Here is a 13,637-nt window from a genome sequence, read left to right as displayed (position 1 = left end):
ATGTTAATCACAAATTAAATGTTCTCAATTAACATTCAGTTTTTTGACATCTTGCCTTTAAGATTTTTCAGGTAATATAAAATACCGTGATTTCTTTCTCAGTAGGGGCGCACATCTGTCATTGGTGCCAACTTAAGCAAAAAGCAACCATAGGATGTAATTCTTACTAGGCTTGGATTTTGCAGTGCGTCGTTACTTCTCATCAAAAAGTACATCTAAATTGCGATAACCGCTAACTATCCGTAAAATTTCAATCCCGCCTGCGATCGCATCCGACCTACAACCATTAAATCAGTAGGGGTAACCCAAGCGTATTAGGTTATCGGCATAAAAAAATCGCCCCCTGAATTCAGGAGGCGCATCACCAAAGTAGTGTAGAGACGCGAAATCCCGCGTCTCTAGTTTTAGCTAGCAACGTATTCTTTAACATTGGCACGACGGCGACGCAGATGAGCCAAAGCTTGATGCTCTAACTGGCGGACGCGTTCTCGGCTGAGATTCAATCTCTCACCCACTTTCGCCAATGACATCTCATTACCGTCTTCCAAACCAAAGCGTAGGGCTACAACTTCTCGCTGTTGCGGGGTTAGTTCTGCTAGCAGGTTGTTCAAGTCTTGGCGTAAGAATTCCTGGTTGGTGTAATACTCTGGTGATGGGCCATCATCTTCGAGCATTTCTTGTAACTCAGTATCCTGGTTATCGCCAACTTTAACATCCAAAGATACTGGTTGACGCGCCATGTTCAGGTACTCGCGGATCTGAGCAGGTTCTAGTTCCAATTCTTTGGCAATTTCGGCTGGAGTTGGCGATCGCCCCAAGGTTTGCGCCAACTCGCGCTGCACTTTTTTGATTTTATTCAGTTTTTCGGTAATGTGGATTGGTAACCGGATGGTGCGGCCTTGTTGAGCGATCGCACGGGTAATCGCTTGGCGAATCCACCAGTAAGCATAAGTTGAGAACTTATAACCCCTCATTGGGTCAAATTTCTCCACACCCCGCTCTAATCCTAGTGTTCCTTCCTGGATTAAATCCAGAAATTCCATATTCCGCTTTTGGTATTTTTTAGCAATAGCAACGACCAAGCGCAAATTCGCTTCGATCATTTTTTGCTTTGCCCGCTTACCTTGCGCTACCGTTTGTTGGATCTCGGTTTCCGATTGTTGAACGTGGTCAGCCCACTCTGACATATTCGGTTCGCGGTGCAGTTTCTTCGCCAAAGCTTCCTTGGCGTCGATGAACTTCATCATTTGTTGCACCTGCTTTCCATAGACAATCTCTTGTTCGCGGGTTAGCAGTGGTACACGACCAATTTCTCGCAGATAGGTTCGCACCATATCAGCCGTGAATCTGGTGTTGAGGTTTTCCGTTTGGGTGTTGACAGTAGGCATTGATGTGTTATCCTCTACTCCGTAAACACAATGTATGTTTTCTTACTAAAATTCATGGCATAAAGGTAGTACATCTATCACGAAATATCGGGAGTTATCAAAAGTAATTATCAATTGCTCTAGCCGTTGTTCAGACGGTAAACTCCCAATGATACGTTCCCCTACCTTCCTTAAATTTTCAATCTCTATATAAGCACGCTGGTTGTTTTTGAGAATTCTTCTTTTAGGCAGTAAGTGATAGCAGATGGAAATCCGAAGTCGGTATGAGTTCCATTTACTTTATAGTACGATAAATCAGGCAAATAGTAAAGTATTTTAAGACAAAATCTTTAATTATAATTCAAAATTGCCGATTTGCAAAAAAAAATTAAACTTCCTTGAAATTACTGACTATATCTATAGTGACGCCAAAAACCCCTCATCTGTTGCCCAAAACTAGCCGGATAACCGAACTTAATTTCCTGTCAGAATGGAGGGATGTTACGAATCGGGGATTAGTCATTAGTCATTAGTCATTAGTCATTGGTCATTTGCAAAGGACAAAGGACAACTGACTAATGACTACTTAGAATCCCAAATCAGCTTTGGCTAGTTCAGCAGCAGCGAATACTTCTGCGTCAGGTTTTTCTTCCCAGGCTGGCTCACCAATTTCTTCGTAAAAAGTTGCGTCGTAAGGACGGGTACGTACTACTACTGGCATAGGAACAGCGTGACCCAAAATTAAAGCTTGTTGCTTAGAGTCTAACTTTGCCAATACCGATCGCAATCCACCCCCACCAGATACACCCGTAAAAATCGCGTCAATGTCTTTTTCATCATTAAGCAAAGCGGTAATCCGAGTCCCAATCTGAGACATGACTTCATTATCAATACCCGATGGACGTTGATCGACTACCAAAAGTGTGACAAAATACTTTCGCAGTTCCCTGGCGATAGTCCCAAAGATAGTACTTTGTACGATAGCCGGGTCAAGGAAACGGTGCGCCTCTTCAATGGTAATCATCAATGGCGTGGGGCGATCGTTCGGATTTTTGCTTTGCAGAAATTTATCTGCTTTCTTGACGTAATGCTCGTGAATACGTCGGGTGATCATATTCGTCACCAACATATAAGAGAGCATATTAGACTGGGAACCAAATTCTATCACAACATTCTTCCCAGATTCCAGGCACTGGACAATTTTACTAATATAATTCTGGGGGCAAACCGCTCGCATATACTTCAAGCTATCCATCCGCAAGAGTTTGCGCTGCAATGCCATTATCGAGCCTTTGTGTCCGCGCTTCTCGTCGCAGAACATCTCGATTTCTTCGTTAGTCATGTTCAGCAACTGGACTATCCAAGACTTGCCAAACTCGCTATATAGAATATTGGCGTTATCTAAGGCTGCATCAGAGAGTCCTAAATCTCGGCTACATAACTTAATATCTTCAACTTCAATTTGCTCGTAGCTTAAATAAAGTTCTTGAGCATCACGCACACCCCGGCGCTTTGTCGATTCCGGGTCGAGGGTGTAAACTTCGACTTTACTAGGAAAAAGTTGCTTTAAACCCTTAACAGTATTTACGTTCTTCCCTTCTGCAACAGCTTCCCAGCCATACTCAGAGTGCATATCAAAAATCAAGGTTACCGCCGCATTTTTACGGATAACGCCAGCTAAAAGTAACCGTGTTAGAAAAGATTTACCAGTACCAGATTTCCCAAAAACCCCATTACTCCGTTCCACGAAGCGGTTTAAATCGATACAAACGGGCACATCCATATCCAAAGGTTTGCCGATGGAAAAGTTGCGCCTTTGGGGGTCATCTTCCCAACCAAATACCCGACGGAAATCGTCAACACTTGCTTCGTAAACTTGACTAAAGTGGCTAGGAATAGTTTTAACAGGCAACAATTCCATTGTAGTACTGGTTTGTGGCACAAATGAAGCCAAACCCGTCATCGATGGGAGGAAGGGATTTGCCGATTTGCCATTTGTGGGAGAGAAAGATTCTTCAGATTCGGGAGTGAACATCAACATCGGCGCGAGGTTGATAGTACCGTATGTACCACTTCCGGCTAAAACATCTCGTAAAAAAGTGTCCTCCCAACTGGGAGGATTAGCAATAATTCGCGCATTAGCAGCTCCGAGTGCCACATCTGTCAGCATACAAAAAAAACGCGATCGCATCCCTTGCACAACAAGAAATTTACCCACCCGCATATCTTCTACAGAAATGTCAGGATGCAATCGTACTTCTAAACCTTCAGTTAGAGAACCTTGAATTACCGAACCTAATGGCTGTCCTGAATTCATTTTGTTAGTCATTAGTCATTAGTCATTAGTTATTTTCCCCCATACCCAATGCCCAATGCCCAATGCCCGATTACCTAGTCAATCTGAATCGAAGTTGGCGCACTTCCCGTTGGTGGAGTGGTACTGATTAATGGTTTGCGGAATTGGGCGTAAAGGCGATCGCGCCAGGTAAAGAATGGTTCATAATCTATATTCTCTGAAAAGATTGGTAATCCTTTACCTCTAATTGAAGCTGGTAAATCCAGATAGGGGCCAGAGGGGAACTTGAGCAATATCGATAAGCCAGCTACTGCTAAGTCAGCTAAAGTCGGCTCGTCTCCTGTTAAATAAGGACTATCTGCCAATAATAACGTTACCGCTTCTAAGTCTTGTTTTAAGGATGCGATCGCTGACTTTATCATATCTGGGTTATAACCTACCCCAAAACCCAACAGTGTCAGGAAGTCAGTTGGTACTCCTTCAACCAGACTTTTAAATATATCTGGTGTTGAGGTGGGTAATAAAGACTTGCGGAAATTTTGATCTTGACTTATTGCTGCAAATAGTGCTTTGCGACTTTTGATGCCTATAGACTCATCAGCCCATTCTTCTATTAATAAAGTTAAACCCCGTTTTTTAGGATCTTGCGGTATTATTGGGCGATCGGGATACTCTAAGTCTAAATACTTAGCTATTTCCGTAGAATCCGCAATATATCTATTCCGATCCTTTAATACTGGGACTTGTTTCTGACCAGTCAGCCGGAACAGTTCTACTTGTCCAATCCCAGGTGTAACCTCTATTTTGCGGTAATCTAATCCTTTAAAATCGAGAATTAGGCGCACTTTCTCTGAGTATTGAGATAGTTCCCATTGGTATAATTCCAACATCTTGTATACCTTGTAACTGGTCAACTTCTTAACTTTACAATTGTATCTTTAGTTCAAGTAAATTTTCTTGCCATTAGTTGCTTAGTTGCCTATTTATTTCCATTAGGGTTTAGCTTATGCCTAATTTTTGGCAAAATTATCGATTTAAAAAAATATTATTTTCTGATAGATTAAAGGTTTGAATAACTAAATAATTTAATTCGGCAGATATAAATAAATCTAACCGCTTAGTCGTGAGTCTTATGTCGTTACTTTAATTTCTGTCACCATTAGCCTAAGTTAAATTATTTAGGTAATTAACTTCTGTGCTTTTGCTGAATAATCAATAGTTAATTCAGAAATATAGCCTTCTTCCATATAGGATTCAGGATTTTTGAATCTAACTATTAATTTAGGTACAAGTCTATATATAAATTGGCTTTTAATTAGAATATTTATCACAATTTATTGTAACTCATAACTTGTAAATATGAGATTTTCGCACTTTCTTAGAGTTGACGCTACACCAAGTGAGGTTTTTTAACTCTTTTTGGTTGGTGCGATCCAGAAAATTTACTCAATTTACATACAATATATGCTAAATATATTTCATACTTGTCAGCATCAGCCGAGGTTAGATATTTTACCTCGCCAGCATAAACTCTTCTGGGAAAAAACTTACTTCCCCCTTTAGTTAGATTTTGTGCATAGCAAAATGTTATAAATCTTTATGTAATGTGTGGACAAAAAAGACAAACAAAATTTATGAAGACAAATTACAGCAAATTGCTGACCACGTTGGCAGGCATAGCAGGATTTACTAGTTTCAGCCTTCTCATTACTTTACCATCTGATGCAAAATCCGCACTAAATCCTAGCCCCAGTATTTTCAACGAGGCTCCATATAACCGGGGTCAAGACCTTCAATCAAACGCTCAATACACATCTGCTGAGGCAGGCGCAATAGAAAAGAGCAATACCAAGGGCCAAAAAGTATCACAGAACAGTGGTAGAACAAATCCCAGACCAAGTATTTTCAACGAGCCTCCTTATAATCGTGGTGGTGGCGCTACACCTAGTGAACCTGCACCTGTCACCCTACCTACTTCACCTACTACCCCAGGAACTCAACCCAGTCAGCCACCTACTACAACTCCACCAGCTCCAGGGGCAAGTAGCAATCAAGGCAAAAACTTGTTAGCGTTGGCAGAGTCAAACGCTTCCTTTACAACCCTAACCAAGGCTTTGAAAGCAGCAGGATTGACCGGAGCTTTGCAAGGCAAAGATAACTTAACTATTTTTGCACCTACTGATGCAGCTTTTGCGAAGTTGCCACAAGATGCTTTGCAAGAATTGTTAAAACCAGACAACAAAGAAGTATTGATAAAAATCTTAACTTATCATGTAGTACCTGGTAAGGTATTGTCTGCTGATTTGAAGTCTGGTGAAGTTAAAAGCCTTGAAGGCGGCACAATCAACGTTAAAGTCGATCCTGCTACTGGTGTAACTGTCAATGATGCTAAAGTGACGCAGGCAGATATCACAGGCACTAACGGTGTAATCCACGCAATCGATCAGGTGATTTTGCCTCCTGACTTGTAGTTTTAAGATAGGAGTACAACCTGTAGCAAACTAGGTTGACTTAATATTAATAGGAAAAAATCCTGTTCCGTTCAGATGTTAATTTTGGACGGTTTTTTGTAATAAGCATTATTTGAAATTGGCAAGTAAGTTAAGTCGGCGTAAATATTTCAACCTATGTTTATAAATTTAAATGTAGGGTGCGTTAGCTGAAAGCGTAACGCACCATCAACAATCCAAGGTACCGTTCTTTGAGCTAACACAACCCCCTTTTCCCAAAGCTAAAGGCTAGCGCCTGCCGTAGGATGCCCGAATGCGAACAGCGTCTTCTTTAGGAAAAGGGCTGTAGGGAAAAGACCGCGCTGGCTCCCCTACTTTAACTAAGTTCGCATTACAGACTAGATATTACATCCCGTGCAACTGCTAAAGTCTGCTCAATATCCTCTTCAGTGTGAGCAAAAGACGTAAACCCAGCTTCAAATTGAGAGGGTGCTAAGTAAACACCACGCTCTAACATCCCCCGATGGAAGCGTCCGAATTTTGCTGTATCAGACTTTTTCGCATCTTCGTAGTTATGAACTGGGACAGAGGTAAAGAATAAGCCAAACATCGCGCTGATTTGACCACCACAAGCCGCATGACCAGCTTCTTTGGCAATTTGCAGCAAACCATCTCCTAGCTTTTTAGTAATTCGGTCAAGATACTCGTAAGTACCTGGCTTTTGCAGCAATTCTAAAGTCTTAATACCAGCAGTCATCGCCAAAGGATTACCAGAAAGAGTCCCAGCTTGATATACCGGACCGGCGGGGGCAACCATTGACATAATATCTCGACGACCGCCATAAGCTCCTACTGGCAAACCACCACCAATTACCTTGCCCAAGGTTGTTAAGTCGGGAGTCACGCCAAATTTTTCCTGAGCGCCCCCGTAAGCAATGCGGAAGCCTGTCATCACTTCGTCAAATACCAATAATGCACCATACTCGTGAGTCAGTTCCCGTAATCCTTCTAAGAAGCCAGCGTCAGGTGCAATAAATCCAGCATTGCCGACAACTGGCTCAAGAATCACACCAGCAATCTCGTCGCGGTTTTCTTCAAATAAAGCTTTGACTGCTTCTAAGTCATTGAAAGGTGCAGTTAGAGTGGTGCTAGTTGCTAATTTAGGTACTCCCGGTGAGTCTGGCAAACCAAGTGTAGCAACACCTGAACCCGCCTTTACTAGAAACGCATCGGCGTGTCCGTGGTAGCAACCTTCAAACTTGATGATTTTCTCCCGGTTGGTGAAAGCCCGCATCAGCCGCAAAACTCCCATACAGGCTTCAGTTCCAGAGTTGACAAATCTGACCATTTCGATGCTAGGAACGGCATCGATTACCATTTCTGCCAAAACATTTTCTAGGACTGAGGGAGCACCGAAACTAGTACCTTTTTCTAAAGCTTCATGCAAGGCTGCAATTACTTCTGGATGAGCATGACCGCAAATAGCCGGGCCCCAAGTGCCTACATAGTCTATGTATTGATTGCCATCTACATCCCAAATATATGCGCCTTTAACACGGTCAAAAACGATGGGTTGTCCGCCCACAGATTTAAAGGCACGAACCGGAGAACTGACTCCTCCAGGCATGAGGTTTTGAGCAGCAGCGAAGATTTCTTGTGATTTTGTCGTTTTAATTGTGGTATTTACCAAGGTTCTCTCCTAAATAGTGGGTAATAAAAGCTCTATCTTAGGATAGTGTCAAAAACTACTTAGAATTTCTATCCTATATAAATAGCTGAACCAAAAAATAATAATATGTTATACAACTCGAATAAAGACTTACCTCTAGATATTCAAACTCGATTATCTGAAGCATACCAGGATCTTTACCGAGCAGCTTTTAATTCGGCAATTCATTGGTATGGTGAAGCCTCAAAAGCTCACAAAGTCGCTTTGAGTGCTGTAAAGATGCAGTCTGCTATGGAACGGAATGTTCTTGTTTAGAGCTAGATAAAATAGTTCAATTCAAAAAAACATGCCAGTTACCCTATTGAGAATGGTATCGTGAATCCATGAATTATTCTCATTAGAGCAAACTAGCTGGTATGTCTTCTAACGATTCGCACTCACTGCATTACGCTATCCCTGTTGAGGAAATTCGCTACGATGAACGGGGTTTAGTGCCTGCAATCGTCCAAGATTATTTGGATGGTACTGTCCTGATGATGGCGTGGATGAATCAGGAGTCGTTACAAAAAACTTTAGAAACTGAAGAAACTTGGTTTTGGAGCCGTTCCCGGCAAGAATTGTGGCATAAGGGGGCGACTTCTGGACATATCCAAAAAGTGCAAAGTATCCGTTATGACTGCGATAGTGATGCGCTGCTCATCGGGGTAGAGCAATTAGGAGATATTGCCTGTCACACTGGAGAACGTAGTTGTTTTCACCAAATAGAAGGGAAAATTGCTGCACCACCAGGGGATACTTTGTCGCAATTGTTTGAAATAATATGCGATCGCCGCGATAATCCGACAGAAAGTTCTTATACCTGTAAACTATTTGCAGGTGGCGATAACAAGATTTTGAAAAAGATTGGTGAAGAAACCGCCGAGGTGGTAATGGCTTTTAAGGATGATGAAGCAGATGCGATCGCAGGTGAAGTGGCTGATTTGCTATATCATACTTTGGTTGCCTTAGCTCACCATCAAGTTGATTTAAAATCTGTATATCGTAAGTTGCAAGAACGTCGGCAATAAAAAAGTTGATTCACTAGCTTTGCCAGTTGCCAGACTTAAAACAAGCGTCCCCTTTGTTATTGGCTATGACAGGTTAACTTAACCGTGTACCTAAAGGTTGAACCTCTCTGGCTAAACCAATATGTGCCAACGACAATGAGATATTGTTAAACTTTACTCCAGCTAAAGCCCACTGAAGTTCAAGTGTCCCCACCCAGAAACGTGCCCGGTCTATGACCTGGGGTAACATGGGATAGCCGCTTTCCATACGCTGCACAATACTTTCTCCGTAATTACCAAGTTGCACGGCAATATCACAAGCTGCATCCCCCAAACCAGCCGTGCCAAAATCAATCAGACCACTGATGCTCTTTGAAATCGGGTCAAACAGAATGTGATACACTGGCTTATCCCCATCTATCAGTACGGGTGTGTAGTTGAGATCAAGTTCACCTGTAATTACGGGTGCAAAAAGTTCGTGTATCCAAGTTTGCTGATGACGCCACAGGTGAGGAAAGAGAGTTTCCTGAACTTGATCGTACAACTGCAACCAATCTTCACGAGAACGCTTTGCACCAGAACAAGACACCCCAGCATTAACTAAAATTTCATTTGGGATGCCGTGCAATTGTTGATGAAATCTGGCTAGTTGGGAGATTATACGCGCTTGTGATGCTTCACTCAGCTTCAGCAAGGTGTTACGAGATAGCGGTTCACCTTTAATAAATCTGTAGCTTGCAAAGCCTTCTTCCAAGTGTTCAAAGTGCGGAACTCGCAATTCAACATACTTTTGCACCACTTCCAACACCTTAGCTTCATGGGAAAGTACCTGTTTTCCCCAGTCATCTTTGGCAAAGCGACATACAAGCTCATGATTAACAATTACCACATCGTTAACCATTCCATCTTGATTAAAGTCAAGATGATCAACAGAGATATTGGGATAGACAGCACAAATTTTTTCGAGATACAAAGAAGGAATATTCATAGTAGATTATGACGCCATCACAACAAACAAAAAATCAAAATTTATCGGACTTTTAGACCGATCGCAGCAATTTAAATGATTTGTCCGTTTGTTGTATCAACGTACCACTATGATTTAACTCCCTATAAAATCGCTAAACATGAGCATGATACCATTTTGGTGATTAATCAGCCAAAATTCGATTCAGGTATTGTAAAATTGCCACTGCGATCGCTACACTCAAGATGAAGCCTAGCCATAAACTATTAGTAATAATTTGCGGACGATCTAATGCCCATCCACCCAAGGGATGACCAATAAAAGAGCCAACAGCCCAGCACAAAGCGTTGATGGAAAAATAAACGCCGCGTTGGTTTTCCGGGGCTAACTCCGTCACTAAAGAGGCAGCAGATGGGGTATAGGAGACAATCGCCACAGCAAATACTCCCAATGCCAATATTACCCAAACCAGATTATGAGATGGGGCAATACCACTTACCCAAATAAAGCCAAAACCAATTGCCCAGAGAATAGCAGAAACAGTGAGCGCGAGTGTGTGTGAGCAGCGTTTTAAAATGCTAGTTACAGGCAACTGACAGATGATGGCAAACACCAGATGCCAAGCAAATAGAACGCTAATTGTAGTTTGAGCAAATCCTTCGCTAGTACTTTTTATAACAAAGTTTTTGAAGTAAAGCGGCAGGGTGCTGTGGATTTGAGAAATATAGATTGTAAAGAATATATTAACTGCTATGTAGACCAGGAAACGGCGATCGCTTAATACTGCCATCCAAGAAGCAAAAAGTTCTATCTTTTCAGATTCCCCTGTCTGCTGTTGTTCAGTTTCACTAATTCCTACATAGACAACCCCAAAAAATAGCATAAAAGAGATGGCATCAATCACAAATAGCCATCGATAACTCCCAACGAGCGCAATAAAAAACCCAGCAAGCACAATTCCGATCGCTAACCCAAGATTATCAGCTAGGCGGGCGATCGCAAAAGTTTCGCGGCGATTGTCAATTTGGCTAGCGTCAGCAACAACAGATTCAGCCGCCGGCCAATAGAAACCTATCCCTAAACCGCTAATCAAACTACCGATTACCAAAATCGTAAAATTATTGGTTGTAGCTAAAACTAGAGAAGCAATTGCTGAAATCGCCGTCGCTAGCAACAAAGTGCGGCGGCGTCCCCAGTGTTCAGAATCAGCCAAAGAACCACCTACAATCCGCCCTACAATGCCGGAAATCGAGGCGCTACCTAAGGCTACCCCAACACTTGTTGCAGATAAACCAACTTGATTGACAAAAAAGATGGGGGCGTAAAACAGGGTACAGCCGGTGCCAACTTCCGAGAGGAATCTACCAATTGCGAAAATCCATATCTGGGGATGTATCGAGGGCAGCCACGATGATAACTGGGATTGAGAAGCTAATTTCATGAGCTTAAATGTCATGGTTTAATGACATTTTTGTAATTCTTATCATTGCCTGCTATTTTCCTCACTCCTTCCACAGGGTTTCCACAGGGATTTTAGCAGTTTTCCACAGGTACTCTACGAGTCAATAGGCTGTTGCCGTCTTACTGGGGATTGTTAATTAATAGTGGCAAAGAACTTGAAGGACTGAGTTTATGTAAAGTTACGTAACAAAAAATAGACTCTAATGCTGATTATTTCGTTCGCATTTATTTTTTATACAATCGTTTTTAACATTTCGCAGCATTGACAAACCCACCCCCTCTTGGCGCACAATGATTCGGCTTGCTTTTGTAATCCCTTCAACCGTTGGCATCAAATGTGTAAAATATATTACCACCAGATGTAGGCGTAGATTGGCGGGCTAGCGAAAGAGCGTGTGAGGTAGCCTGATTGCCGTTTCACCGCAAGCAACTTGTCCCTCTTGATTATCCTCATAGGAGGAAAATCTCATGAAAGCAACGGTTAGCATCTTTACAGAAATTCCCGAAACACTCCACGAATCCTTAAAAAACTACTTAGAAAAGCATCCCGATTGGGATGAAAACAGAGTGTTGACGGCGGCGTTATCATTATTTTTACTCCAAAATGGAGATAGCGATCGCCGTGCTGCCCGAGTCTATCTGGAAACTTTGTTCCACCACTCCTCAGTAGAAATGCCCAGTATCGATTCACCCGCAACAGCTAATCTACTAGACACCCCATAGGTACTGGTATGAAGGGCGTTATTCTGGCTCATGCCCCTAATATGGGTACGGGAAACCGTGCCCCATCACTGGGATTTTGACCCAATAGCGGTCTGGTATGTGAGCGCAATATTACAACAAAAAAGATCGGTAGATTCCGATGTTAAAAAGGTTCCAATAGTTCTTCTTGTCGCCAAAACTATTTAGTAATAGCGCAATATTTAGGATTGAGGCAAGACTTGAGCATATTATGACCGTTAGTACTTGTTATATAGCGGTTTTTCTTTGGATACAAACACGTTTGTAGGGGCGCATAGCTATGCGCCCCTACGAACTCCAAACTCAGCACCGTTATATCTACCAAAACGGTCAGATGCAAAGAAATATTTTCCAGTGGACTCTTTCCCCTTCCCACTGTCTCAAACCGATAAGTCAATATATCAAATATTTGCCTGGTATGTATTTGAGCAATATCGACCTATTTTAATTTTATAAATTTGTCTTTTAATAAAGCCAAAGAAATTCACCAATTACTTTCCCAAGAGTTAACAGTCAAGAGTTAAAAAACTCTAGACTATTAACTCAGGACTTGGCTTCCAAATGCTGGGGATGAGCAGGAGATTCAAACTTATACCCAACGCCACGTACAGTTTGAATTAATGCTGGCTGACTAGCATCAATTTCAATCTTCTTGCGTATTTGACCAATATGTACATCTACAACCCGCTGGTCGCCGACATATTCATAGTCCCACACCTCTTGGATTAGTTCTGCACGCCGCCAAACTCGACCTGGATGACTGGCTAAAAAATGCAACAAGTCAAATTCCAGAGCAGTTAAGAGTACTGGTTGGTTATTAAGTGCCACCTCCCGCCGCACTGGGTCAATCATAAGTTTTTCAAATACCAAGCGTTTCTGCTCGGCCGTAGTTATCACTCGCTGACGCCTCAAAATCGCTCCGACTCTGACTTCTAGCTCTCCTAGCCCAAACGGCTTGGTGAGATAGTCGTCAGCACCTTTAGAAAAGCCGCGAATTTTGTCAGCTTCGTCAGCACGGCTAGTTAACATCAGAACAAAAACACCATTACGACTTTGCATCTCTTGGCAGAGGTTAAACCCTGTTACATCTGGTAGATTCACATCTAGAATCACCAAATCAGGGTTAAATTGCTCAAATAGAGTTAAGGCTGTCTTTCCATCTTCGGCAGCCTCCACCTGATAGTTCTGCTTAATCAAAAAGCGTTGGATTAAATTCCGAACCGCAGGGTCGTCGTCAACTACAAGAATCTTGGCAGGAGCCATGACCATTACTTTGCACAAAAATTCGTAAGATTAACAAGAGGGTTGCGTAAAAACGCAGTTGCCACTTTGGGACTAACTAAGAATCTACATGGCTAAGGTATAAGATTCCTGAATTATTCAAAAATAAATACTCTAATCAGGATTGTGGGCAATGAGAACGCTAAACTTATGTTAGCCACAGTACATAGACGCTCTTACTTTAGCCGCAACAGTTCTTGACACCAAGACACCTTCTCGATCCCAGTTAGGTGGTAACTTAAAACGTTTCAATTTTAAATCGATATGCGGATATATACCACAAGCGATTATTCAGTATAATTAAAAAAAATCTGTTAAGGCACAGTAAATTGCCAAATCTGAAACAGTAAAGTTGATAT

At 42.1% G+C, this 13,637-nt stretch carries 10 protein-coding genes and 1 pseudogene; 4 read left to right on the top strand and 7 right to left on the bottom strand.

Annotated features, from left to right (window positions below; all coding sequences use genetic code 11):
- Positions 1-404: 404 nt before the first annotated feature.
- The 3 genes from V7L01_RS16585 to V7L01_RS16575 form a co-directional block, all read right to left on the bottom strand.
- Positions 405-1,388 carry an RNA polymerase sigma factor, RpoD/SigA family gene (locus V7L01_RS16585; RefSeq protein WP_335036512.1) on the bottom strand — a complete coding sequence of 328 codons (984 nt, stop codon included), beginning with the start codon at positions 1,386-1,388 and terminating at the stop codon, positions 405-407.
- A 565-nt stretch (positions 1,389-1,953) separates the two neighbouring features.
- On the bottom strand, positions 1,954-3,684 hold the full coding sequence (locus tag V7L01_RS16580) for an ATP-binding protein (protein WP_335036606.1): 1,731 nt from the start codon (positions 3,682-3,684) through the stop codon (positions 1,954-1,956).
- A 74-nt stretch (positions 3,685-3,758) separates the two neighbouring features.
- Positions 3,759-4,553 carry a glutathione S-transferase family protein gene (locus tag V7L01_RS16575; RefSeq protein ID WP_335036510.1) on the bottom strand — a complete coding sequence of 265 codons (795 nt, stop codon included), beginning with the start codon at positions 4,551-4,553 and terminating at the stop codon, positions 3,759-3,761.
- A gap of 744 nt (positions 4,554-5,297) precedes the next feature.
- Between V7L01_RS16575 and V7L01_RS16570 the strand changes: the two genes are divergently transcribed.
- Positions 5,298-6,134: a fasciclin domain-containing protein gene (locus V7L01_RS16570; protein ID WP_335036508.1), complete on the top strand. Its 837-nt coding sequence runs from the start codon at positions 5,298-5,300 to the stop codon at positions 6,132-6,134.
- A 370-nt stretch (positions 6,135-6,504) separates the two neighbouring features.
- Here V7L01_RS16570 and hemL read toward each other — a convergent pair whose 3' ends face one another.
- Positions 6,505-7,803, bottom strand: coding sequence for a glutamate-1-semialdehyde 2,1-aminomutase (hemL, locus tag V7L01_RS16565; RefSeq protein WP_335036507.1), 1,299 nt, complete (start codon positions 7,801-7,803; stop codon positions 6,505-6,507).
- Between the two features lie 105 nt (positions 7,804-7,908).
- Here hemL and V7L01_RS16560 point away from each other — a divergent pair, with 105 nt between their 5' ends.
- Together V7L01_RS16560 and hisIE are read left to right on the top strand one after the other, a co-directional pair.
- Complete coding sequence (locus tag V7L01_RS16560; RefSeq protein ID WP_100899632.1) at positions 7,909-8,097, top strand: ChaB family protein; 189 nt, start codon at positions 7,909-7,911, stop codon at positions 8,095-8,097.
- Between the two features lie 101 nt (positions 8,098-8,198).
- Positions 8,199-8,849 (top strand): bifunctional phosphoribosyl-AMP cyclohydrolase/phosphoribosyl-ATP diphosphatase HisIE, encoded by a 651-nt coding sequence (gene hisIE / locus V7L01_RS16555; RefSeq protein WP_335036505.1) that lies wholly within the window; start codon positions 8,199-8,201, stop codon positions 8,847-8,849.
- A 73-nt stretch (positions 8,850-8,922) separates the two neighbouring features.
- On the opposite strand, the gene V7L01_RS16550 is transcribed toward hisIE, so the two are convergent.
- Positions 8,923-9,816, bottom strand: coding sequence for a phosphotransferase family protein (locus V7L01_RS16550; protein WP_335036504.1), 894 nt, complete (start codon positions 9,814-9,816; stop codon positions 8,923-8,925).
- A gap of 163 nt (positions 9,817-9,979) precedes the next feature.
- Positions 9,980-11,251, bottom strand: a complete 1,272-nt coding sequence (locus tag V7L01_RS16545; RefSeq protein ID WP_335036502.1) for an MDR family MFS transporter — start codon at positions 11,249-11,251, stop codon at positions 9,980-9,982.
- A gap of 473 nt (positions 11,252-11,724) precedes the next feature.
- Between V7L01_RS16545 and V7L01_RS16540 the strand changes: the two are divergent.
- Positions 11,725-11,916 (top strand): annotated as a pseudogene (locus tag V7L01_RS16540) (DUF2811 domain-containing protein); the annotation flags it as partial.
- Between the two features lie 624 nt (positions 11,917-12,540).
- On the opposite strand, the gene V7L01_RS16535 reads toward V7L01_RS16540, so the two are convergent.
- The gene (locus V7L01_RS16535; RefSeq protein ID WP_335036500.1) at positions 12,541-13,260 is read right to left on the bottom strand and encodes a response regulator transcription factor; all 720 of its coding nucleotides are present in this window, start codon (positions 13,258-13,260) and stop codon (positions 12,541-12,543) included.
- Positions 13,261-13,637: the final 377 nt, after the last annotated feature.

Origin of the sequence: Nostoc sp., from assembly GCF_036917095.1 — a bacterium.
GTDB lineage: Bacteria > Cyanobacteriota > Cyanobacteriia > Cyanobacteriales > Nostocaceae > Nostoc.
This window is presented reverse-complemented; position numbering and strand designations above follow the sequence as displayed.

Bases quoted from the DNA above. Each gene is read 5' to 3' on its own strand.
- V7L01_RS16585 (WP_335036512.1), bottom strand. From the start codon at position 1,388: ATGCCTACTGTCAACACCCAAACGGAAAACCTCAACACCAGATTCACG.
- V7L01_RS16580 (WP_335036606.1), bottom strand. From the start codon at position 3,684: ATGAATTCAGGACAGCCATTAGGTTCGGTAATTCAAGGTTCTCTAACT.
- V7L01_RS16570 (WP_335036508.1), top strand. From the start codon at position 5,298: ATGAAGACAAATTACAGCAAATTGCTGACCACGTTGGCAGGCATAGCA.
- hisIE (WP_335036505.1), top strand. From the start codon at position 8,199: ATGTCTTCTAACGATTCGCACTCACTGCATTACGCTATCCCTGTTGAG.
- V7L01_RS16575 (WP_335036510.1), bottom strand. From the start codon at position 4,553: ATGTTGGAATTATACCAATGGGAACTATCTCAATACTCAGAGAAAGTG.
- V7L01_RS16545 (WP_335036502.1), bottom strand. From the start codon at position 11,251: ATGACATTTAAGCTCATGAAATTAGCTTCTCAATCCCAGTTATCATCG.
- V7L01_RS16560 (WP_100899632.1), top strand. From the start codon at position 7,909: ATGTTATACAACTCGAATAAAGACTTACCTCTAGATATTCAAACTCGA.
- V7L01_RS16550 (WP_335036504.1), bottom strand. From the start codon at position 9,816: ATGAATATTCCTTCTTTGTATCTCGAAAAAATTTGTGCTGTCTATCCC.
- V7L01_RS16535 (WP_335036500.1), bottom strand. From the start codon at position 13,260: ATGGCTCCTGCCAAGATTCTTGTAGTTGACGACGACCCTGCGGTTCGG.